The organism is Thalassospira sp. MCCC 1A01148, from assembly GCF_001613795.1.
In the GTDB taxonomy this organism is placed as follows: Bacteria; Pseudomonadota; Alphaproteobacteria; order Rhodospirillales; family Thalassospiraceae; genus Thalassospira.
In genome coordinates, this window is record NZ_LPVZ01000020.1 from 1261411 (window position 1) to 1284679 (window position 23269).

General features: G+C 55.9%; 19 protein-coding genes. 9 read left to right on the top strand and 10 right to left on the bottom strand.

What is annotated here, in order from left to right; translation table 11 throughout:
• Window positions 1-308: 308 nt before the first annotated feature.
• Together murJ and trpS are read left to right on the top strand one after the other, a co-directional pair.
• A complete protein-coding gene (gene murJ, locus AUQ43_RS15210; protein ID WP_062957043.1) occupies window positions 309-1856 on the top strand; it encodes a murein biosynthesis integral membrane protein MurJ in 1548 nt (515 codons plus the stop codon).
• A 430-nt stretch (window positions 1857-2286) separates the two neighbouring features.
• Complete coding sequence (gene trpS / locus AUQ43_RS15215; RefSeq protein ID WP_062957354.1) at window positions 2287-3288, top strand: tryptophan--tRNA ligase; 1002 nt, start codon at window positions 2287-2289, stop codon at window positions 3286-3288.
• Between the two features lie 83 nt (window positions 3289-3371).
• Here trpS and AUQ43_RS15220 read toward each other — a convergent pair whose 3' ends face one another.
• Window positions 3372-4859 (bottom strand): hypothetical protein, encoded by a 1488-nt coding sequence (locus tag AUQ43_RS15220; protein WP_062957044.1) that lies wholly within the window; start codon window positions 4857-4859, stop codon window positions 3372-3374.
• Between the two features lie 170 nt (window positions 4860-5029).
• The gene (gene ribA, locus AUQ43_RS15225; protein ID WP_062957355.1) at window positions 5030-6187 is read right to left on the bottom strand and encodes a GTP cyclohydrolase II; all 1158 of its coding nucleotides are present in this window, start codon (window positions 6185-6187) and stop codon (window positions 5030-5032) included.
• Window positions 6188-6583: 396 nt separating this feature from the next.
• Between ribA and AUQ43_RS15230 the strand changes: the two genes are divergently transcribed.
• Entirely contained in the window at window positions 6584-7273 is a 690-nt protein-coding gene (locus AUQ43_RS15230; RefSeq protein WP_008888737.1) for a response regulator transcription factor, read from the top strand.
• Between the two features lie 228 nt (window positions 7274-7501).
• On the opposite strand, the gene AUQ43_RS15235 is transcribed toward AUQ43_RS15230, so the two are convergent.
• Window positions 7502-8197: a YggS family pyridoxal phosphate-dependent enzyme gene (locus AUQ43_RS15235; RefSeq protein WP_062957045.1), complete on the bottom strand. Its 696-nt coding sequence runs from the start codon at window positions 8195-8197 to the stop codon at window positions 7502-7504.
• 69 nt (window positions 8198-8266) lie between these two features.
• On the opposite strand from AUQ43_RS15235, the gene AUQ43_RS15240 reads away from it, so the two are divergent.
• Window positions 8267-8917: a thiamine phosphate synthase gene (locus tag AUQ43_RS15240; protein ID WP_062957046.1), complete on the top strand. Its 651-nt coding sequence runs from the start codon at window positions 8267-8269 to the stop codon at window positions 8915-8917.
• A gap of 18 nt (window positions 8918-8935) precedes the next feature.
• Window positions 8936-10156, top strand: a complete 1221-nt coding sequence (locus AUQ43_RS15245; RefSeq protein ID WP_062957047.1) for a glycosyltransferase family 9 protein — start codon at window positions 8936-8938, stop codon at window positions 10154-10156.
• 102 nt (window positions 10157-10258) lie between these two features.
• Here the strand turns inward: AUQ43_RS15245 and AUQ43_RS15250 are convergent, their stop codons facing one another.
• Both AUQ43_RS15250 and AUQ43_RS15255 read right to left on the bottom strand, forming a co-directional pair.
• Window positions 10259-11293: a porin gene (locus AUQ43_RS15250; RefSeq protein WP_062957048.1), complete on the bottom strand. Its 1035-nt coding sequence runs from the start codon at window positions 11291-11293 to the stop codon at window positions 10259-10261.
• Window positions 11294-11952: 659 nt separating this feature from the next.
• Window positions 11953-12987: a porin gene (locus AUQ43_RS15255; protein ID WP_062957049.1), complete on the bottom strand. Its 1035-nt coding sequence runs from the start codon at window positions 12985-12987 to the stop codon at window positions 11953-11955.
• A gap of 392 nt (window positions 12988-13379) precedes the next feature.
• On the opposite strand from AUQ43_RS15255, the gene AUQ43_RS15260 reads away from it, so the two are divergent.
• From AUQ43_RS15260 to holA, 4 genes are read left to right on the top strand one after another with little or no spacing between them, the layout of a single operon-like run.
• On the top strand, window positions 13380-13805 hold the full coding sequence (locus tag AUQ43_RS15260; RefSeq protein WP_369813472.1) for a DUF3576 domain-containing protein: 426 nt from the start codon (window positions 13380-13382) through the stop codon (window positions 13803-13805).
• A 5-nt stretch (window positions 13806-13810) separates the two neighbouring features.
• Window positions 13811-14476, top strand: a complete 666-nt coding sequence (locus tag AUQ43_RS15265; protein ID WP_062957051.1) for a hypothetical protein — start codon at window positions 13811-13813, stop codon at window positions 14474-14476.
• On the top strand, window positions 14473-14979 hold the full coding sequence (gene lptE / locus AUQ43_RS15270) for an LPS assembly lipoprotein LptE (RefSeq protein ID WP_062957052.1): 507 nt from the start codon (window positions 14473-14475) through the stop codon (window positions 14977-14979). The genes AUQ43_RS15265 and lptE overlap by 4 nt, the downstream gene beginning before the upstream one ends.
• Before the next feature lie 54 nt (window positions 14980-15033).
• Window positions 15034-16065: a DNA polymerase III subunit delta gene (gene holA, locus AUQ43_RS15275; RefSeq protein ID WP_062957053.1), complete on the top strand. Its 1032-nt coding sequence runs from the start codon at window positions 15034-15036 to the stop codon at window positions 16063-16065.
• 221 nt (window positions 16066-16286) lie between these two features.
• On the opposite strand, the gene AUQ43_RS15280 is transcribed toward holA, so the two are convergent.
• The 5 genes from AUQ43_RS15280 to mnmE form a co-directional block, all read right to left on the bottom strand.
• Window positions 16287-17480 (bottom strand): ParB/RepB/Spo0J family partition protein, encoded by a 1194-nt coding sequence (locus tag AUQ43_RS15280; RefSeq protein WP_062957054.1) that lies wholly within the window; start codon window positions 17478-17480, stop codon window positions 16287-16289.
• Window positions 17477-18301, bottom strand: coding sequence for a ParA family protein (locus AUQ43_RS15285; RefSeq protein ID WP_062957356.1), 825 nt, complete (start codon window positions 18299-18301; stop codon window positions 17477-17479). The genes AUQ43_RS15280 and AUQ43_RS15285 overlap by 4 nt, the downstream gene beginning before the upstream one ends.
• Before the next feature lie 14 nt (window positions 18302-18315).
• A complete protein-coding gene (gene rsmG, locus AUQ43_RS15290; RefSeq protein WP_062957055.1) occupies window positions 18316-18951 on the bottom strand; it encodes a 16S rRNA (guanine(527)-N(7))-methyltransferase RsmG in 636 nt (211 codons plus the stop codon).
• 480 nt (window positions 18952-19431) lie between these two features.
• On the bottom strand, window positions 19432-21333 hold the full coding sequence (mnmG, locus tag AUQ43_RS15295) for a tRNA uridine-5-carboxymethylaminomethyl(34) synthesis enzyme MnmG (RefSeq protein WP_062957056.1): 1902 nt from the start codon (window positions 21331-21333) through the stop codon (window positions 19432-19434).
• Window positions 21334-21477: 144 nt separating this feature from the next.
• A complete protein-coding gene (gene mnmE / locus AUQ43_RS15300) occupies window positions 21478-22851 on the bottom strand; it encodes a tRNA uridine-5-carboxymethylaminomethyl(34) synthesis GTPase MnmE (protein ID WP_062957057.1) in 1374 nt (457 codons plus the stop codon).
• Window positions 22852-23269 lie beyond the last annotated feature (418 nt).

Here is a 23269-nt window from a genome sequence, read left to right on the forward strand (position 1 = left end):
ATCCCTGTATTCCCCGCCCGTCCAATATCGAGGCTCGCGTCCCAACGAATCCTCAGCGAGATCGAATTTAGGTCCTCTGCAACGCTTTTTCTGTGACGGCTGTCACAGGAGCCGCAAAAAAATCACCTGATTCAATCACTTTCACAAAAATGCGATATAAGCGCCGCCTGTAAGTGCCCGTCATTACGACTTCTTCACTTTCGGCTGTCAGATTTTCTCACACATGCGGGACCGCCCGCAAAATTCGCCGCAATTGCCAGACACCTTGTCGGCCTTTTTACAGACGCCCTGTTTCGGAACGCCAACGCATGTCGCTTGTCCGCTCTATTGCCACCGTCAGTGGTTTTACCTTGCTGTCCCGTTTGCTGGGATTTTGCCGCGACATTCTGATCGCCGGGATGCTCGGTGCCGGGGGCATGGCCGATGCGTTCTTCGTGGCGTTCAAGTTCCCCAACCTGTTTCGCCGCCTGTTTGGCGAAGGCGCGTTTTCCGCAGCCTTCATCCCGCTTCTGGCTGGCGACATTGAAAAACGCGGTCTGGATATCGCCCGCGAATTTGCTGCGCGCGCCATGTCGATGCTGGTTCTGATCACCGGCTTTCTGGTCGCAATCATCGAAATCCTGATGCCCTGGGCGATGTATGTGTTTGCGCCGGGTTTTGCCGAAGACCCGGAAAAATTCGCGCTCGCCGTCGAACTGTCGCGCATCACCTTCCCGTATCTTGCGTTTATTTCCGCCGTTGCGCTGATGTCAGGCGTGATGAATACGCTTCATCGCTATGCTGCGGCCGCAGCCGCGCCGATCATTCTCAATATCTGTCTGATCGGTGCCTTGCTTGGCCTGACACCGGTCACCGAAACACCGGCCCATGCCCTTGCTTGGGGGGTCGCGATTGCAGGCGTGGCACAATTCGTTGCCATGGTGATTGCCTGCAAGCGGGCCGGTTTTGCCATCAAATGGCAGCTGCCACGCGTTGACGACCGGATCAAGCTTCTGGGCAAACGCATGATTCCGGGCATGATCGGGGCAGGCGTTTATCAGATCAATCTTCTGATCGACACCATGCTGGCGTCCCTTGTATCTGATGGCGCAGTTTCGTGGCTGTATTACGCCGATCGCGTTCAGCAACTGCCGCTTGGCGTAATTGGCATTGCCATTGGCACCGCCCTTTTGCCGACGCTTTCGCGCCAATTGCAGGGCGATGATCCCAAAACCGCCATGTATAGCCAGAATCGCGGCATTGAAATCGCCCTCCTTCTGACCCTGCCGGCGGCGGTTGCCCTTGGTGTCATGGGCCTGCCGGTGATCAATGTCCTGTTTGAACGCGGCGCCTTTGGATCCGAGGAAACCCTTATGACCGGCATGGCGCTGACCGTTTTTGCCTTTGGCTTGCCGGCCTCGGTTCTGGTCAAGGTGCTGGCACCGGGCTTCTTTGCGCGCGAAGACACCAAAACACCGATCCGCATTGGCATTTCCTGCATGGTGCTCAACATCGTTCTGATCGTGGTTTTGATGCCATGGTTCGGGCATCTCGGTATTGCAGCGGCCACCTCTGTCTCGGTGTGGGTCAATGCGATGTCGCTTGGCTTCCTTTTGCGTCGGCGCGGTGACCTGACATTTGATGCCCGCCTTTTAAAACGTGTGCCGCGCATTCTTCTGGCTTCCGCCCTGATGGGATCGGTACTTTGGTTTGCCATTGATGCCTTCTGGCAAAATGACGCGCTTTCGATCACACGCATCATCACCATGGCGATCTGTGTTGGCGGGGGCATGGCGGTCTATGCGGTCAGCGCCCAACTGCTTGGCGCGACCAGCTTTTCCGAGCTCAAGGCGACGCTCAGGGCCAAGAACCGATAATCTGGCGGGAATGGTCAATCAGATTTGTGCGGATACGCGAAGCAAAACCGCAGGAAGATACATATCTTTCAAGGATTTGCGACAAAGTAGCCCGTGCCAATCTGATTGATCCAAAGGACAGTCGTTCTAATTGCCAACTCCTGCGTCTAACCCCTTGCACGTGATGCCGACCCGCGCGACGGGGTTTTTCTTGGATTTAGAAATTAGAACGACTGCCATTCCTGTCAGATTATCGGTTCTTGGCCCTACACGCGGAAAACCCGCCTGATCGCAATTAATCGACACGTTTCCAGACAAGCAGCTTGACCAAATCGGGCCAGACCCTAAACTCGCGCGCTGTTTGCTTGCATGCTCGTCCGCCGGCGGGTGTCCAAAACCTGGCGGAGTATGCAGGCCCTGTTAAACATAGATTGAAATGGACGACGACGTTATGGAACGTGTGTTTTCGGGCGCTCAGCCCACCGGTAACCTTCACCTTGGCAACTATCTTGGCGCGATCCGCAACTGGGTCGAACTGCAGAAGAAATATGAATGCATCTTCTGCGTGGTCGACATGCATGCCATCACGGTCTGGCAAGACCCCAAGGAACTGCGTTCCAACATTCGCGAACTGGCGGCCAGCATGATTGCTTCGGGCATTGATCCGGAAAATCAGGTGCTGTTTAACCAAAGCCAGGTTTCCGCCCATGCCGAACTGGCCTGGATCTTTAACTGTGTCGCGCGCATCGGCTGGATGAACCGCATGACCCAGTTCAAGGAAAAGGCGGGCAAGCATCGCGAAAACGCGTCGCTCGGTCTTTACGCGTATCCGAGCCTGATGGCGGCTGACATTCTTGCCTACAAGGCGACCCATGTACCGGTCGGCGAAGACCAGAAGCAGCACCTTGAACTGGCACGTGACATCGCCTTGAAATTCAACACCGATTACGAGGTCGAAGGCTTCTTCCCGCAGCCCGAACCCCTGATCCTGGGTCCGGCGACGCGTGTGATGTCACTGCGTGACGGCTCGAAAAAGATGTCAAAGTCCGATGCATCGGACATGTCACGCATCAACATGACCGATGATGCCGAAACGCTGGCCAAAAAGATCCGCAAGGCAAAAACCGATCCGGAGCCGCTGCCATCCGAGGCCGCCGGTCTTGAAGGCCGCCCGGAAGCCAAGAACCTGATCACCATTTATGCTGCGCTTACCGACAGCACGGTCGATGCGGTTCTGGCAGAACATGGCGGCACCCAGTTCTCTGGCTTCAAACAGGCGCTGACCGACGTGGTTGTCGAAAATCTGGCACCAATTACCGAGGAAATGGCACGTCTGAAAGCCGATCCGGCCTATATCGATTCCGTTCTGGCCAAGGGCGCGCAACGGGCTGACACCATCGCCCAGCCGATCCTCAAAGAGGTCAAGGAAATCGTCGGTTTCCTGAATGGCTGATCGCGCATAAACGATCTGAATATCAGAAAGCCCGCCGGTTGAACCCGGCGGGCTTTTTTGTTTTGATTTCGAAACGTGGCTTATCAGATGGCGTTTCCAGACTGTGTCGGGTTCTGCTGCATCGCCTGATATTTTTTCAGGCCATCCATCATCGTCTGGCTGAACCATGCCCCCACCGGGGCATCGCCGTTCATGTTACTCGTCGCCTGCTGCAACAGGGGATGGTTGGCAGGATCATCTTCAGCTGGCGCACTGGCCGGCATGGCAGATCCGCCCTCACGATTTGCATTGGCAACATCATATCCGCCATAGGCCTTTGCCGGGCGATCATCGGCGACGGCATTGTTGCCGGCAACCGCATCTGCGGCCATGGTCTGGGCCTTGTCACGGCCAAGGGCGGCGTTAAAGCGCGCGGCCATTTCAGCCGCCGAAAGGGGCGTGCCATCCGCTGACGTCGTCTGAATTTCGGACGCTTTTCGTTCAGCAGCTTCGGCCTTCACCGCGTTTATCTTGGCATACTTGGTTTCATGGGCCGCCATTTCAGCAGAAATGGCAAACTGATTGGTCTGGCGGCTGAATCTCCCGCTGCTTGCTGCTCGTCCCCAGACGGTATCAGCATCTTTGGGAGTCGGACGACGCACCGGTTCGTTCGCAGCCGAGCTTGAAGATATGGTCTGGCTCAGAGTCGAAACCGGGTTGGTGGTTCCGGCCGAGGCCATGGCAACAGTCAGTTCTGCCGGATCGGATGCCTGGGTCGCTGCGGCAGAAGCCAAGGCAAGTTCCGCCTCGGGTTGCGCGGACGGCTGGGATGCGGCGGCTGTCGGGTTTGCCGGATTCTGGCTGGCTTGCGCAACCTGGGTTGCCTGCACGCCCTGCGTCGCCTGCATACCTTGCGCCCACGGCACATTCAAATCCGATGCCCGAACGCCAACGCTGCCCACGGCATCGGCCGAGGCCAGCATAGTCTGATCAACCGGTGTGGTCGGGGCGGACTGCACGATGGTCGCCTGTTCGGCCGTACTGGCCGGGTTGGCCTGATAGCCGTTCATCCATGGCAGAACCAGATCGCCTTGATAGGCACCGTTTTGCGCCACGGTTGTCTGCGGGTTTTTGGTTGCAGCCGTCGCATCAGCCACCGCCGTTCCATCGTCGATGCCACTGCCGCCAAAACTGTCTTCAACAAAGGCCATGACGTGGCTGCCGGTATCGTCACCCGTGACGGCGTCCACCACAGCATCAATTGCCGCACCGGCAAGGCCAAACACCCCGCCAAACAGACCACCGCCCGCGACGCGCGCGCCATTGCCGATCTCGTCCCCGGTGAGCGAGCGATATATCATCCCGACACCGGGAATATGTTGCAAAGGATTGATCACATCGAGGACATCGGTGAACTCGAAACCGTCCTCGCCAAACATGTATTGCGAGAATGTCCGGCCTTCGCCGTTGCCCGACAATTGATCGGCCGCATTGGACTGGGCAAACTTGCTGTCTGCCAGACCGTTCGCGCCACCTGCGCCACCAGATACGTTACCGGGCGAAATTTGCCGCCAATTCTCACCAATCGACATGTCTGTCCTCCTCTTGCGATCTATTTTGCAAAAGGAGTGCCAGTTTTAGTGCGCGCTAACGCTTTGAATTATCGTAATTTTCTTGGGAAAGAATTTCGCCAGACTTGCCTGTCGGAATCTTCTGCCGGGTAGCATCGGCATCTTCAAGACTCGCAGCTTATAAGAGCGGCTTAGAACAAATGGCCCGCCCGGTCCTTTTTGGTCTGCAGATAAAACTCGTTATGACCATTGGACGGGAATTTGTGCGGGACACGCTCGGAAACCGTAACACCCCAGCTTTCAAGCCCGGTCAGCTTTTCGGGGTTATTGGTCAACAACCGCACACTTTCAAAGCCCATCTGACGCAGCATTTCGGCTGCCGGGCGATACACGCGCTCATCGGCGTCAAAGCCAAGTTCCTCGTTGGCATCAAGGGTATCAAACCCCCGATCCTGCAGGGCATAGGCGCGCAACTTGTTCACAAGCCCGATGCCACGCCCTTCCTGACGCAGATAAAGCACAACGCCGCCCTGCCCGCTTTTGGCGATTTCCGAAATCGCACCACGCAGCTGCGGTCCGCAGTCACAGCGCAGCGACCCGATCAGATCGCCGGTAAAGCATTCAGAATGCAGACGAATAAGCACCGGTTTGTCCCGGACCGGTTCATCAATCACAATCGCCAGATGTTCCTGCCCGCCATCTTCCGGGCGAAACGCAATCACGGTGACGTTTTCGGCATCTTCAAGCGGTACGCGCGCTTCGCTGACCTGGCGCAAGGATGCGGCAGAGGCATTCTCATAGCCATTGATGCTTTCAGACTGCAAAACCAGCAAATTCTGCGCCCGCGCCAGCGTTTCAAGCTGATCGGCACTGACCGGCACGGTCACAACAGCAGGCAACAGGCGCGCAAGCTTTGCCAACCGGATGGCGGCATGTTCGGCCATGCTGATGGGGCGCCAGTCACCATCGGGAAGCGCATCCAGATCAAGCAACGGATTGGCAATTTCACCCAGACGATCGGCGTCCACGCCCGATTGCGTAGCACTAACAAAGGCAATGAACGGGTCATTTTTACACGCTTGGCCAAGCGATTTGGCGCGCACACGCGGGATCACAATTGCTGGTGCTGTATCGTTTCCGGCGATGTCGCACAGACGTTCCAGACCATGCTGGGAAAGCGGCTCCGCCGCAATCACCGCCACACTGTGGGCTTCGCCATTGTCGTGCCCCTGAACCAGAACGATCTCGCCACGGCGCAAATCTGCCACAGCGCGGGAAACCGTCACCAGATCGGTCGCCGGGATCAGATTGCTGTCATTTTGGGCCGTCACGGCGGAGCTTTGGGTCATCGGCATCTTGTCTTTGTGATCACAACATCGCGATCTGGTGGCTATGGGGCTGGATAAAGACCCGGTTTAATTCATATAAGCGCATCAGGCGGCGCAATTGGTGATGCGCAAAATCGCAGGAAGACGCGCATCTTTCAAGATTTTACGACATCACGTTTTAGACAAATCGCCCCTACTACCTAATCCGGGTTGGTCAGGAGTTAAAGGACCAATGCGAAAACAGTTTGTTCTTGAAAATACAACTTAAGATGCTGATCCTGTGGTCAGGTTTAACAATGCATACTGCATATATGGCGGGCCGGACCCGAAAGCGCCACTAAAACAACCCGGTAAAATCAACATCAGGCGCAGACCCCGGATATGACGGCGGATCTGACAAGCAGCAAGGGATGGTGAATGTCGACAGGTAAACAGGTTCTGGTGGTTGAGGACGATGCAGCGCTCAGCCAGTCTCTGACGGAACAGCTCAGACTTCATGAAGATTTCGAATGCGTGGTTGCCAACAGCGGCAAGGAAGCGCTCGATCTTGCCAAGGATTCCTATTTCGATGTGATCCTGCTTGATGTTGGCCTGCCCGATATGGATGGCCGTGATGTCTGCAAGCTGATGCGTCGCGCCAATGTCAAATCACCGATCATCATGCTCACCGGTGCCAATAGCGATTCGGACACCATTCTGGGCCTGGAATCGGGTGCCAATGATTATGTCACCAAACCGTTCCGCCTGAATGTGCTTTTGGCCCGTATTCGCGCCCATATCCGCCAGCATGAACAAAGCGAGGATGCCGTCTTTGTTATCGGCCCCTATAGCTTCCAGCCCAGTGCGAAAATCCTGATCGAAACCGCGACCGAGAAAAAAGTCCGCCTGACGGAAAAGGAAACCTCGATCCTGAAATTCCTGTTCCGGGCGGGCGACAAACCGGTCAGCCGCGAAACCCTTCTTGATGAAGTCTGGGGCTATAACGCCGGTGTAACGACTCATACGCTCGAAACGCATGTGTATCGCCTGCGCCAGAAGATCGAAAAGGATCCGTCAAACGCAGCGATCCTGATTACCGAACCGGGTGGCTACAAGCTGATCCCCTGATCAGACGATGGTTTTAGGACCTGAAAAAAGAAAATCCCGGCGATGCGGGATTTTTTTGTCACGGATGTCGGGTTGCTGCGTCTATGTCTTTGGGCCGATTATCCACAGCATGGGGCAAACTGCAGAAACCCTCGTTAAATGCGTAAAAACCGCCTGAAACGCACGCGTTTTTGCAGTTTTTTGCCTCGAAAACAGATTAGACAGCCAAAATATCGCCCCAAAGGCCGTTTAATAGCCTCGGGATCCGAAAATAGCCGTGCCAACCCGCACATGGGTAGCGCCAAACCGGATCGCGGCCTCGTAATCACCGCTCATGCCCATGCTCTTGATTTTCAAACCATGGCGATCGGCGATCTTGCCAAGCAGGGTGAAATGCGGGGCCGGCTCTTCGTCCACCGGGGGAATGCACATCAGGCCAATAATCGGAAGATCAAGCTCTTCGCGACACATCTTGATGAAGTCATCGGCATCTTTTGGCGCGATTCCCGCCTTTTGTTCTTCCTCACCAGTATTGATCTGAATGAACAGATCCGGGCAGGCGCCAGTATTATCGCGCTGCCTGGCCAGCGCCTTGGCCAGTTTCGGACGATCCACCGTTTCGATCACGTCAAACAGGGCCAAGGCATCCTTGACCTTGTTGGTCTGAAGCGGCCCGATCAGGTGCAGCTCAATATCGGGGAATTCCGCGCGCAATCCCGGCCATTTACCGGCCGCTTCCTGCACACGGTTTTCACCAAATACCCGCCGGCCATCCACCAATGCCTTGCGCACATGATCCGCATCGTGGTTTTTGCTGACACAGACCAGCGTCACGTCACTCGGATCACGATCGGCCACGTCACATGCCGCATTGATATTGCTCTGGATTTCGGCAAGGTTGGCTGCCACATCGGTTTTATCAGATGACAGATCATGACTGCTCATGGCGGGTGGTCCTTCATCGGTAACGCATTCAGGAACGGCAGGTATAGCTGCCAAGTCGGGAGTGTATCAATGGATAAGGCCCTGTTAAAGCAGGCACGCAGGCTCAATCTGCGTAATGGTGGCCCGAATTGCCCGATTCCGCCGATTGTGCTGATGACCGATGACCAAAGATTGCCCGATCCGGAACCCGCCATCCGCGCCCTGCCAAGCGACAGCATGGTCATTTTTCGCCATTACGATCATCCACAGCGCGCGAAACTCGGAACAAGGCTGCGCGCGATCTGCCGCGCAAGGCGTATCCTCTTTCTGGTGGCAGATGACGTTGGGCTCGCGCTCAGGCTCGATGCCGATGGCCTGCATTTCCCCGAATACCGCGCGCTCACAGACCCGGGTATCTATCGGCAACTCCCGGCTCGGTTTTTGCGCACTTCGGCTTGCCACTCACTGCAAACAATCCGAAAACTGGCCCTGCTTCCGGAGTCAACTCGCCCCGATGGTGTCCTGATTTCCCCGATCTTTCCAACCCGGAGCCACCCGGGCGCAGCACCAATGTCATGGGCTGAAATCCGCCAAACGACCCGGATGTGCCAACAGGCCGGCATGACCCCGATTGGACTGGGCGGGATCACTGCGCAAACAATCGCAAATCTGCGGACGTCCGCCCTTGCCTCGGTCGCCGGGATCGGGTTTTCTGGTATCAGCCATCCGCCATCCCGTTGACCGGAGTTCTCCCGCAAAATGCCCCGGGCCCCACACCCATCCCGCAAGAAATTCACCCGTTTTGCATCCAAACAACCGTTTCAGTTTGGTCTGCCCAATGTCAGTCCTGCCCTGACACAAGCATCCGATAACAGCCCGATCTATGTCACCCGGACAACGTCCCTGCTGCGTCGTCAGGTTCTGGCGAACGCGCCCGGGGTCAAGATCAAGTCAGACAGCTATCGGTTTCAGGTCCTGCCACGTGACAGCTGGGGTGAACCGGATTTCTCGCGAAAATCCGTCCTTTTCCTCATCCCCGATGATGCGCTTGGCGATTGTGTCGGCATGGCGCTGTTTTTCCGTGCGCTCAAGCAAAAGTTTAAAGATATCCGGATCGGGGTTCTTAACGCTGGCAGCGCGTCGGACATCTTTGCGCTGGTACCTGATATCGAGATTTTCCAGCTGTTTATCTCAAGCACACAGCTCAAACGCTTTGATCACGTCATTGATCTCAGTGAAATGGAAGGTTGGCGTGATATCGCGACCATGCCGGTCAATCCGGAAGAAGCCCTCTGCGAAGCGTTTGGCATTCCGCCCATACCGCTTGAAGAACGGCATCTACCAACAGAAACGCGACTTAAGATCGGCATTGTCCCGATGGCGTCATCGCCACTGCGCACGCTACCACCCAAACTGATCAGCGAAATCACCGCCATGCTGTCCAAACAGGATTACGAAATCACCATTGTTCTGAATGCCTATCAGGGGGTGATGAAGGCCTATAAGACAGCCCTTGGCGCCTTGTCAGGCAAAAACATTCGCATCCTTGAGGGCTTCAAAACGATTGGTGACCTGGTCACGTTTGTCGGACAACAGGATTATCTTGTCGTGGCCGATAGCGGCCCGGCTCATATCTCCAAACTGTTCCAGACACCGGGATTTGGCATTTACAGTTCTGCTGACGCCAAGACCCTGCAAGGACGCCACAAAAACCTGCGCGTCTGGCAAAGTGATTTCGAAGGACCGCACTGCACCGCCCCGTGTGGGCTGGCAAAACTGCGTGCGACACCTGATGGCAAGATCGGCTGTATGGGCAGTCTTGATCTCCCCATCTCCGCACTGCCTGACATTCCTGAAAAAAGCGATCCACATCTTGCGCGGGCCCTTATCACGGATACCCCGGTACCTTGCGTTGCAAAGCTGCATGATCAGCGCGCTGCGATTGCCACAGCAATCGCCCAGGATCTGGGGCTTACCTGACGCCTGATTTTGTGCCGTTATCTCTTGGGCCCAAGGCTCACTTAGGCAAAAAGAAAGGGTGGCCGAAGCCACCCTTTCGAAACCTTGCATAATTCCGAAGAATTAGAAGGACAGTGCGAGACCGGTAACCGCACCAAAGCCGTCATTGTCGGCGATGTTTGCGCTGTCGGCTTCGTCATCGAACCAGAAGATCGACGATTTCCATGCTACGCCTGCGCCAAGGGTATAGGCCATGCCGAGGTCAACGGTGCTGATTTCACCAGAAGTGGTGGTGCTGCCGTCGGTGCGGTTGCCATACTCGGAGTATGCATAGGACAGCGAAACGGTCGCTGCGTCCATTGCATAGGAAACACCAATGTCGTAGCTGTCGGTGTCGCCAGCAGTGCGGGAGTTTTCGCCCTGTGCGTAATCGTCTTCGATGTGGCCCCAGGAAGAACCAACTACGAAGTTGCCAAAGCCAACGGTCGCGCCAAGGCCATACCAGTTGCCTTCACCCCAGTTTTCACCGGTTGCGGAAACACCAAGCGCAATACCGTCAAAGTCATGACGGAATTCAACACCTGCGGAAACGATTTCGTCGCCGTTGCCATCGGTGCCGTTATAGTTGTTCGAACCGTTACGCTGGCTGTCATCTGCATAAGATGCACCAAGGCGGAAGCCACCGAAGACCGGGGTGTAGTAGGTCAGGCGGTTCTGGTCGCCGCTCGACGGAACGGTGTCGATCAGGTACGCGTCAACCCAGTTGGTCAGGTCGCCATCGTTGACACCAACCGGACCGACGGACGGTGCAGTCACACCCATTGCGTCCGCAGCACTGTCATCTTTACCAAGACGAACCTGGCCAAAACCGCCGCTGACATAGAGATACTGTTCGTCGATCTGATCGCCCGAGGTTTCACCTTCGAGTTCGATTTTTGCACCGACTTCGATGCCGTTATCAAGCGTGGTCGCACCGGAGAAGTGAACTTCGGTATCGGACTGGAAGGCGTTTTTGGACTCGCCAACATCCTGGTCAGCGACACCAGCCCACTGTTCCATGTAACCACCGACCGAAAGTTTGATCGGCTCAGAAGCCTGTGCGGTGCCTGCAGCGGCAACAGCGACGAGCGCGCTGGAAGCAAAAAGAATCTTTTTCATCTTAACCCTCAATAGAATGACGTTGATGGAGTGAAGGGATGAACCGAGCGACCCTTCAATCTGTCGAGGGTGATAAAACACTCAAGGTGACCGTTGGTCAATTACTATAAATGACTAAATGTCACTTAAATGATGCACCGTTGCTCATTTGCAACACAACATCTCTATAAGCCTTCTATTTACTGTGTTCAGTCTCTATCTACATATGCCGACTAGCCATTAACAACTTTCCCCTCAACTGTTCTTTGTCTGACCTGTCACCTATTGTGACTTCCAGTCACTTATCACAAGCGACGTTAACCCACACAGAAATCAAGCTTGGCAACTCATGAAACAGTTAGATTTAGCACCCTTTGGTCTTTCGCTACGCGAGCGATCTCACGCAGAGGAGCTAAAACCGGCTTGGCACAGCTTTGCGAGTGTCACTGTATAATAGCCGGGATTGTTGGGAAAACCGACCAACGCTAACCATGATCGGGAGGGAGAGGCAGGAAATGGAGGGCGAACCACGAGGAGGTGGATCGTCGAGCGTTCTGACAACAACGCGACATTGTGTGGTTACGGAAAGCCGTTTTGACATCAAATACGATTAAATTAGGCACAAAAAAGAAGGGGGCGGATATCCGCCCCCTTCAATTCTTCAACTAATCCAGAGAGGATTAGAAGGACAGTGCGAGACCGGTAACGGCACCATAACCGTCGTTGTCGTCGCTAGCAGCCGTCGTGCCACGCTCGTTGTCGAACATGAAGACCGAGGACTTCCAGGTCACGCCAGCGCCGAGGGTGTAGCTCAGGCCGAGGTGCAGGTTGGAAAGGCTGTCTTCAGCAGTTGCCGAACCGTTTTCGTCTTCACCATAGAAGTAGGTGAGGGTTACGGTTGCGGCGTCCATTGCGTAGCCAACACCGAAGTCATAACCGAAAGCATCGCCGTTGGTTGCGTTAGCGCCACCATCGAGGTATTCGCTGTTTGCGGCACCATATGAACCACCAACGGTGAATGCGCCGAAGCCAACGTTTGCACCAACATGGTAGTTACGGCCATCGTCGGCATCGCCTTCAGCCATACCGGAAACTTTAACCGAAACGGCATCGAAATCACCGATGTATTCTACGCCAACAGCATAACGTGCGTCACCAGCGGTAGCGGTGTCGTTGTGCTCCGAGGTGTCGTCATCGGTGTAAGAAAGACCTGCACGGAAACCACCGAGAACCGGGGTGTAGTAGGTTACTTTCTTGGCATCGCTGTAGCCATAGATGTTGGCGGTGATGTTTGCGTCAGAAAGGCTTACCCAGTTGCCAAGGTCACCATCCTGAGCGTTGACCGGACCGGTCGACGGAGCAACGGTGAGCATATCGGTCTGCGGGCCATCTTCGGCGCCGAGTTTGATCTGACCGAAACCACCGTTGACGTACAGGTACTGTTCGTCAACCTGTGCACCAGCAGCTTCTTCGCCTTCGAGTTCGATTTTCGCACCGACTTCGATGCCGTTATCAAGCGTGGTCGAACCAGCAAAGTGAACTTCGGTGTCAGACTGGAAAGCGTTACGGGACTCGTATGCGTTGTCCTGCGAAGCAACACCGGCCCACTGTTCCATATAACCACCTACGGACAGGCTGATCGGCTCAGAAGCCTGAGCTGCGCCTGCGAAACCAACAGCGACAAGTGCGCTGGAAGCTACCAGAATCTTTTTCATCTTTTCCCTCAACGTCTTTGAATGCGTTTTACGCAATACAAATATTTGGACAGCTTTTGCCGCCCGGTTCGAAAAGGATGGAGCCACTAAATATCTGCCGCGTCAACCAAAGCTGTGACCAAAATGGCACATTGCCGCTCGACTGTGGCAAAAAAAACACACCGGTTTTCTTTGCTCATCGTGAAATTCCACCCTATATTCGCTGCAAAATATGGTTCTGCTTCTGAAGTACATTTGTCTAAAGGCCGGAAATGATAACCTTTTCTTCGTTCAAATCGCAGATTTCTGCGGCGGCAATCGTTTTGGTGCTGGCCGGATGTTCCTATGGCAGCGTTGATTATGATCAGTTTCCGGGATCGGCCAATACGGACGAGCGAGTCAACGGGAGAACCATGACACGCGCCGACGAAAAAGAACGCGGCGGTCTGTTTGGCTCCGAAGGGCTCAATATTTTTGGTGGAGAAGACGCGCAGCAAGGCGGTGGTTCAGGGATTGGCGTGAACAGCTTCCTGTGGCGTGCCTCACTTGATACGCTCTCCTTCATGCCACTTAATTCTGCAGACCCGTTTGGCGGCGTCATCATTACCGACTGGTACACACCGCCCGAGTCCCCGGACGAGCGTTTCAAGCTGACCGCCTACATCCTTGGTACCGCGCTTCGTTCAGATGCCATCAAGGTTTCCGTCTTCCGCCAGGTCAGTGTTGGTCCCAACCAGTGGCAGGACGCAGTTGTTGAGCCGGGAACGGTAACCTCCATGGAAGATGCCATTCTCACTCGTGCACGTCAGCTTCGCATTGATAGTGCAACGGCCGAATAAGGTTAATGTCGAAAGGCACACCTTACATATCGCCAGAATACAACCCCCATGCGCTGCAACGCGAATGGGGGTTTCTTGTATCAGCCGAGCGTCATGAGCTGTTTGAAGCGATGCACAAGAGTCTGGGTACATTCCGCGCTGTGCTCTGCGGATCTGTTGTTCAACACGCGGCCGAAGGTTCCGAGAGTTCTGATGCGATGCCCGGACACTCGGCCAAAGTTACGAGCGAGGGGATCGCACAAGAGGGCGAACAGCTCTATCGGGAAGTCGGCCTTGATATCATGACACTCGCACTGCTTGCCGATGTCCCGGCAAGCCGCCCCCTACACCTGACGCAACATAGCCTGATTGGCCATTGGCGCTGGCTGCGGGATGTCTGGCGCGAAACGCAATCACGTCCGAAATATGATGCGACAGCCTTTCAAACCCGAGATGCGGTAAGTGATGCCGTGCAGAACGGCAAGAACAATCTGGCTGTGGCTGAGTTGCGCAAGATGTTTAAAGAGGTGCAACACGCGCCAGAAAATGATGGGCTCTATATTTCCTTCCTGAACAGTCTAAGTCTGTTTTGCCCTTTTATCGGAACCGAACTATTGTGGCGTCAGGGACGGATTGATCATGATCCACTCGGCAGGTCCGGTACCAAAGACAAAGAAGGTTTGATTGAATGACATTGCGCGCGATTGCTCCGATTCTCGCACTTGTGGCCCTGACAACCCTCAGTGCCTGCGGATTTCGCCCGCTCTATGCAACGGCGGGTGATGACTACCAGACCGCTGCAAATATGGCGCAAGTAAAAGTCGAGTTGATCGATGATCGGGTCGGTCAATTAACCCGCAATGCCCTGCTTGAAACCCTCACCCCGCGCGGGCAAAGTTTAAACCCTCTTTATGACCTGAGCGTTACCTTGACCGAATCGACAAGTGAACAGGGCTTCACCAAGGACAACGAAGCAACCATCGCCGACTATCAGATTATCGCGACCTATGCCGTGACACGTAGATCGGATACCAAAGTACTCCGGAGCGGTACGGTCCGCGCCCGAACCAGCTACAATATCGTCGATTCGGATTTCGCCAGCATCGAGGCCGAAGATGCTGCACGCAAGGATGCCGCACGCAATCTGGCACAGCAACTGGCCAACCAAGTCGCGATTGGCCTGCGCTCACAATAACCTTCTCAGTTCACGCGACTCACACTAATCCTCTAAAGAACCACAAGGCGCATCATGAAGCTCAAGGCAGCACAGGTTGAAAACTTCTTGCGCGCCCCGGATGCGAAGGCCCAGCTCGTTCTGATCTATGGCGAGGACGAAGGCCTTGTGCGCGAACGCGCCATCAGGCTGGCCAAGACCGTGGTCGAGGATCTCAAGGACCCCTTCCGCGTCATCGAGCTTGGCACCGCCCAGCTGAAAGAAGATGCCGGCCGTCTGCGTGATGAAGCCGCCGCCATGAGCTTTGGTGGCGGGCGGCGTGTGATCCGACTCCGTGATATTGGTGATGCACAGGCCCCTGTCATTGCCGATTTTCTCGGTGATCCGGCCGGCGATGCCCTGATTGTCATTGAGGCCGGAAGCCTTCCAACCCGTTCCAAACTGCGCCAGGCAGTTGAAAAGGCCGGCAATGGCATGGCCCTGCCCTGCTATGCCGACGGCGCGCGCGATATTGAAAGCCTGATCCATTCGATCATGGAAGAACACAAACTGCGCATTGACCGCGATGCCACCAGCTATCTGGTCGCCAATCTCGGCTCGGACCGCATGATTTCGCGAAGCGAACTTGAAAAGCTCGCCCTCTATGCGCTTAAGGACGGTCAGGTCACGCTGGCAGACGCCATGGCCTGCGTTGGCGACAGTTCCGCTCGACACTATGACGATGTCATTCAGGCAGTTTCACAGGGCAATGTCGTCAATCTGGATGCCGCGCTCACCCGGCTGGTCGAAGAAGGCCTCAACCCGGTCGGGGCCCTTCGCATGATGATCAGCTATTTCCAGAAGCTGCATCTGGTCAAAGGACAGGTGTCTCAGGGAATGGACGCCAACCAGGCGATGAAATCACTGCGCCCGCCCCTGTTTTTCAAGGCCGCCGATCAGTTCCGCGCCAACCTCAATAACTGGGCGGTCAACAACCTGCAGCGTGCCTTGCAAATCCTGCTCGAGGCCGAAAAGGACTGCAAAAGCGGCTTGGCAATCCCGGAAACCATCGCGCACCGCGCCATGATCAAGGTCGCGGTCGCCCGTCAGAAACAGGTCCGGCGCTAACCACCCGCTCCTCTCGTGACGTCCTCAAGAAAATAGGCATGCCACGCGATGCGACATGCCTACAAAGATCAGACGGACCCATAGCCCGATAAAAGGCACAAGAACGTCTTAAAGAATCCGCTTAACCTCTACCGATCCCCGGCGTGATTTCGCATCTTCTTCTTTAAGCTTCTTGAGTTGATCGATCTTTTCGCGATCAAGATCTTTCATGCTGGTTCTGGTTACGGCTTTTTTCCCGTGCCATCTGTAACCTCCTCGGCGATCAGATCATCAAGCGCTTCTTCGCTGACTTCTTCGCTTTCGATCGGATCATCGCCTTCGGGCCCTTCAATTACGAAATCATCGTCTTCGCCTTCGGGAAGCGTCGCATCGGCAATGGTTTCAAGTTCTGCGGTCAGATCATCGTCCGAGTCGTCATCTTCGATAAACATCGAATCGAATTCGTTCTCATCGCCATCCGCCGAACTCACCGCGACCTCATCCTCGCCAAGTTCACTTGCCTTTCCATGGGTCAGGCGCTGCAGGATGTCATCAAGCTGCTCAAGCGTGTCATACCGGATCAAGATTTTGCCAGACGCCCCGTCAAAGTCGATATTGACCGCCAACCCCAACATATTGCTAAGGTCACGTTCCAGAGCTACCGTATCTGGGTCTTTTTCGGCTGCTGCACTACCCGATGACTTCTTCGGACGCGTGGCCTTGCCGCCATCGGTTTTGACAAGTTTTTCGGCCTGACGAACGTTCAAGCCCTTCTTGACGATCTGACCGGCAAGCTCGACCGCGTTTTCTGCGCCCAAAAGCGCACGCGCATGGCCAGAGCTCAGAACCTTGTCAGACAGCATCTGCTTGATTGGTGCCGGCAGGCCCAGCAAACGCAGGCTGTTGGCAATATGGCTACGGCTTTTGCCCAGTGCCTGGCCAAGTGCTTCCTGCGTGTGGGAAAATTCGCTCATCAGGCGGTTATAGCCTTCGGCCTCTTCCAGCGGCGACAGATCCTGACGCTGCAGGTTTTCAATCAGGGCAATTTCGGCCGTTTCGCGGTCATCAAATTCGCGCACCAAGACCGGCACTTCATGAAGCTGTGCACGTTGTGCCGCACGCCAGCGACGCTCACCGGCAATGATTTCATAGGTGGTTTCACCCGTTGACGATGCACGTACGAGAATCGGCTGAATGATGCCTTTTTCGCGGATCGATGCCGCCAGATCATCAATCGCGTCATCATCAAAGTTACTGCGCGGCTGAAACGGTGACGGTTTCAGATCAGTAATCGCAATATGCTGCGTCGTCCCGCCCGGTCCCGGATGGGCCGCTTCGGCGCTATCGCCACTGGCGGCAACAGCAACTTCTTCGTCCTCTTCACCCAGAAGTGCAGACAGTCCCCTTCCCAAGCCGCGTTTTTTTGCTTCGCTCATGCTTTTACCCCTTCGCGTTTCAGGACTTCGCTCGCCAAATTCAAATAGGCCCGTGAACCCGGGCACTTCATGTCATAAACCAGCACCGGCGTTCCGTGGCTCGGTGCTTCGGAAACGCGCACATTGCGCGGAATCACCGTGCGATACACAACATCCCCGAAATAATCGCGCACATCATTGGCCACCTGGGCTGACAGGTTGTTGCGCTTGTCATACATGGTCAGGACAATGCCCTGAATTTCAAGGTTCGGGTTGAACGCCTTTTTGACCCGCTTGATGGTGCGGACCAGATGGCTGATCCCTTCAAGGGCAAAGAATTCACATTGCAACGGCACCAGAACCGCATCGGATGCCACCAGCGCATTCAGGGTCAAAAGACCCAGAGACGGCGGGCAGTCGATCAGGACGTAATCAACATCCTGCGGCAATTTACCGAGCGAATCTTTAAGCTGCGTCTCGCGACGTTCGAAATCAACCAGCTCGATCTCCGCCCCCGAAAGGTCCATGCCCGACGGCACGATGCTCAGCCGCGGGATCGTGGTTTCCTTGCGTGCCTCTTCAAGCGTGTTGCCATTAATCAGCACATCATAAGAACTGATTTCGCGGTCGGACGGACGCAGGCCCAAACCGGTACTGGCATTGCCCTGCGGATCAAGGTCGACAATCAGAACCCGCTGGTTCACCGCCGCCAGTGCGGTTGCCAGATTGATCGTTGTGGTGGTCTTGCCAACACCGCCCTTCTGGTTGGCCACGGCGATGATGCGCGGACGATGATTTCTATCCCCGGCCTTGGCACCCTCTGATTTCGTCGAAAGCGGCAAATCAATAACATCCGTCACCGGCCCACTCCTTTTAAGATCATCACGACACCGTCCGGATCGACCAGGCTGGCATGCGTGGTTACATCAAATGTCCAACCAGCGTCCCGTGCGTCCGCCAGCTCATCCTCAAAGGCACGTCCCTTTAGCAACACATAATGGCCACCGTCTTTCAAATGGCGCTGCCCCAGCTCCAAAAGCTTGGGCAAGGGCGCAAAGGCGCGCGCCGTAATCACATCGGCCTGGCGTGGTGCCGCAGCCTCAATCCGTTCGCGGGCAATTTCGGTCTGACCCAGCACACCGCACACCCGGGCAGCTTCCATGAGAAAGACGGTTTTTTTGGTGTTGGATTCCATCAGGGTGACGTTATTGGCCCCAAGGATCGCCAGAACGATACCCGGGAAGCCGGCACCCGATCCAAAATCAACGATTTTGCCGGTTGCGGCGATGTCCTCAAGATACGGCCAAAGCTGTGCGGAATCCTGTAAATGACGTCCCCAAACGTCTTCGGCCGTGCTGGCGCCGACGATATTAATCCGTGGCTGCCACTTCACGACGAGGTCTGCATACTGGTTCAGTCGGTCCAATGTTTCACGTGAAACATTCAAATCCTGCTCGAACCAGGTTTTTACGGGTGTGGAAATTGTTTGCATATTTGATTTATAGGCCGAGCCACAAAAACACTCCAGTCTTGATTTTTACGGTTTTGTGTTTTTGCCCGCGTCGGATGTGATAAAACACCCCAAAACAGCGTCGAATGTTTCACGTGAAACATTCCCACCATCAAAATGGATCGCACCGGGTCAATTTCACCGCATAATCGAGGAAGTTTGTACCCCGACCGTCCGTCGTCAGCCGAGTCGTACCGATCCGCCGAGACAATCCCCGGCGACTCGGCAGAGATCAATGTAACGAGAGTGTAGGTCCAGCCTACCCCTGCTCGCCCACGTTCATGGTCCCATCTGTATATCCGTGCAGACGGACACAATCACAGTCAGGTTTCCGGGACGGAGAATCCCGATACGACAACACCCGGCCAATGGCTTGGCCGGGTGTCTGAATTTGGGTCGGATGTGTCGGTTATCGACACTTTATATATATGTGCTTGCAGGCCCACGATATGCACCGACCGATCAGGCGGTGCGGGTTGCAGTCGCGGTCTGGTGCTTGTGGCTTTTGATATGACCGAGCAGCGCGGTGACCGCTGCCGGGGTAACGCCGGGAATGCGCGATGCTGCCCCGATGGTTTCCGGTTGGATTTCTTTCAGCTTCAACCGGATCTCTGCCGACAGTCCACCAACCTTATCAAAATCAAGCCCGCGCGGCAGGCGCAATTCCTCGTCCCGGCGGAAGGCAGCAATGTCAGCCGCCTGACGATCAAGATACCCTTTGTACTGGGCATCAATCGAAACCTGTTCCTTGATCGCCGGATCAAGGGCACCCAGCTGCGGCCAGACCTTGGTCAGAGTATCGAAATCAATATCGGGATAGGCCAGCAGGTCATAGGCCGACCGGCGCACGCCATCCTGATTGATCTTGATATCAAACTTGGCCAAACCATTCGGGGTTTCGGTCAGTTCAGATACTTCGGTCTTGGCAGCATTCAGGGCCAATTTCTTGGCACCCCACGCCTGTTCACGGATCGATGCGATGCAGCCAATATCAAGACCGCGATCCGTCAGACGCTGATCGGCATTATCGGCGCGTAGCATCAGGCGGTATTCCGCTCGTGAGGTAAACATGCGATACGGCTCGCGCGTGCCAAGGGTGACCAGATCATCGATCATCACGCCGATATAGGCATCGGCGCGATCCAGAACAAACTCGCGCTCAGTTCCACCGGCAATCAGGGCAGCATTCACACCGGCAATCAGCCCCTGCCCGGCGGCTTCTTCATAGCCAGTGGTGCCATTGATCTGACCAGCAAAGAACAGGGCTGCGACCTTCTTGGTTTCCAGCGTATGGCGCAACTCGCGCGGATCGACGAAGTCATATTCCACCGCATAGCCCGGACGGAAAATCTCGACCTTTTCCAGACCCGGAATGGTGGCCAGCATGGCAAGCTGAACGTCTTCGGGAAGCGAGGTTGAAATACCGTTCGGATAAACCGTCGAATCATCGAGGCCTTCGGGCTCAAGGAAAATCTGATGCTGATTTTTCTCGGCGAAGCGCACGACCTTGTCTTCGATGGACGGGCAATAGCGCGGACCGCTGCTTTGGATCTTGCCGCTATACATCGGCGCGCGGTCGAGATTGGCACGAATAATTTCGTGGGTCGCTTCGGTCGTCCAGGTCAGGTGGCAGGGAATCTGCGGCACCGTGATTTCCTTGGTCAGGAAGGAAAACGGATCGGGTGGCGTGTCGCCCGGCTGTTCCTGCAGGCTGGCCCAGTCGATGGTCCGGCCATCAAGGCGGGCCGGGGTTCCGGTTTTCAAACGTCCTAATCGGAATTCGTATTTTGCCAACGTATCGGACAGTCCGGTTGCCGGCGCATCGCCCATACGACCGGCCGGTTCGGATTTCTCGCCAATATGGATCAAACCATTGAGGAAGGTACCCGTGGTCAGCACCACCGCCCCGGCCAGGTATTCGGACCCATCACCGATGACAACACCCTTAACACGGTTTTGGTCATCAATGATCAGGTCCTCGACACCGCCTTCAAGAATGGTGAGGTTTTCCTGCTCAGCAAGGATATCCTGCACCGCCTGGCGATACAGCTTGCGATCGGCTTGCGCACGCGGCCCGCGCACGGCGGGGCCCTTGGAACGATTGAGCATCCGGAACTGGATGCCCGCACGGTCAATCGCGCGGCCCATCACACCGTCAAGCGCATCAACTTCGCGCACCATATGCCCCTTGCCCAGACCACCGATGGCCGGGTTGCATGACATTTCCCCGATGCGATCCGCACGGTGGGTGACCAGTGCCGTGGATGCACCCATGCGCGCAGCGGCAGCTGCGGCTTCGCATCCGGCATGTCCCCCGCCGACCACGATGACGTCAAAGCGGTTATTTGGCACGTTCTGTGACATCGACTTCCTCACTCAATCCCCGCTGCTTGTCATGCGGCGGGCGTGAACCTTGTTTGGTTCGAATAGGCGTATATGGTCAACCTTGTGACGAATGTTTCACGTGAAACATTGGCTGGGACCAAGTCTAACGACTCTTCCCTAACTCTATTTGCCGATACAGAAGTCCCCGAAGATAATATCGAGCAAGTCTTCCACATCGACGCGTCCGGTAATCTTGCCGATTTCGCGAACAGCGAGGCGTACATCCTCGGCCGCCAGTTCCGCGATATCGGTCTGCAATCCGCGATCCAGATGATCGCTGGCACTTTCAAGTGCCCGCCGATGGCGCAGCCGTGTCAGCGGCACGGGCCCGGCAAAATCGAGCCCCTCTTTTACGCGAGTCTCCAGCAGTTGCAAGAGGCTTTCCATCCCCTGCCCGGTCATGGCCGATATGGCCAAAACGGGAAGCTCCAGTGCACGGCCATCTGCGGATGTTCCCTCCCAGCTTGCCGGGATATCAAGGCTGTCGGTCGCATCGACCTTGTTGATCAGAATAAGTGTCTTGTCATCGATCAGACGCGCGGCCTCCGGATCAATGTTCGGCCAGTCGTTGCGATCAATCACCACCAGGCGCAAATCGGCATTTTCGGCCCGCTCCGTCGCCCGGCGGACACCCTCTGATTCAATCACGTCACCGCTTTCGCGCAGACCCGCCGTATCGACCATGGTCACCGGGAAGCCCCCCAGATCCAGATGGACTTCGATCATGTCACGCGTGGTCCCCGCGATCTCGGACACGATGGCGGCATCACGCTGTGCAAGCCGGTTGAGCAAACTTGACTTACCGGCATTGGGCGCACCAAGGATGACGATCTGGAACCCTTCGCGCAGCCGTTCGCCGCGACGATTATCGGCAAGGTGTTTTTTGATCTCGTCAAACACACTCATCAGATCACCGCGTACCACCGGCACAATGCCATCGGGCAAATCTTCGTCGGGGAAATCAATATCGGCCTCGATATGGGCCAATGCCTTCATCAAACGCGCGCGCCAGCCTTCATAAAGCGTGCCCAGCTCACCGGCCATCTGGCGTACCGCCTGACGGCGCTGGGCAGATGTTTCGGCGTCAATCAGATCGGCAATGCCCTCGGCCGAGGTCAGATCCATCTTGCCGTTTTCAAAGGCGCGTCTTGTGTATTCGCCGGGATCGGCCACGCGCAAACCGTCCTGACGTGACAGGCAATCGAGCACCCCTTCGATCACGGCCCGCCCGCCATGGACATGCAGTTCAACCACGTCTTCGCCGGTAAAGCTTGCCGGGCCTTCGAAATAGATCGCCACCGCATCATCAAGCCGTTCGTGCGACTTGGGATCGCGGATCGGGGCATAGATCGCATGACGCGGTTTGGGCATGGTATCGCGGCCCAATAACGCACACAGCACCGCCCCCGAACGTGGCCCGGATAATCGAATCACGGCAACACCGGCACGCCCCGCGCCGGAGGACAGGGCAAAAATGGTTTCTCGGCTGGCAATCATGGCGGGTCCGTCAGTTCTGAAAATGCGGTTGCGTTGCTGAGGAGGATATCGTCCAGACAGCGGCAAAGGTCAACATATGGCAGAAAATAACCAACAGGGGTTTAATGACCTTTCGTTGGTTGATCGGATCTTGAAGTGCGCTTTGGCAACCGCCACTACCCGATTCACCGCCCTCGCCCCGTCATGGACCCCCGCCTTGGCGGGGGTGACGGTGTGTGGCAAGCATGGGGAAACCGTCTTTGCTGTCACTCAGGAGTGAGCATGGCAGGCCCAGGCCGCGCCGGAGCAGCATCCCGAGCGCCGCATACGGTCCGAGGACATGACCCCCCTCCGTCATGCCCGCGCAGGCGGGCATCCACCGCCGCGAGCACCACTGCACATAAAAAACCGGCCATGCAGCTGTCACAGGCCGGTTTTC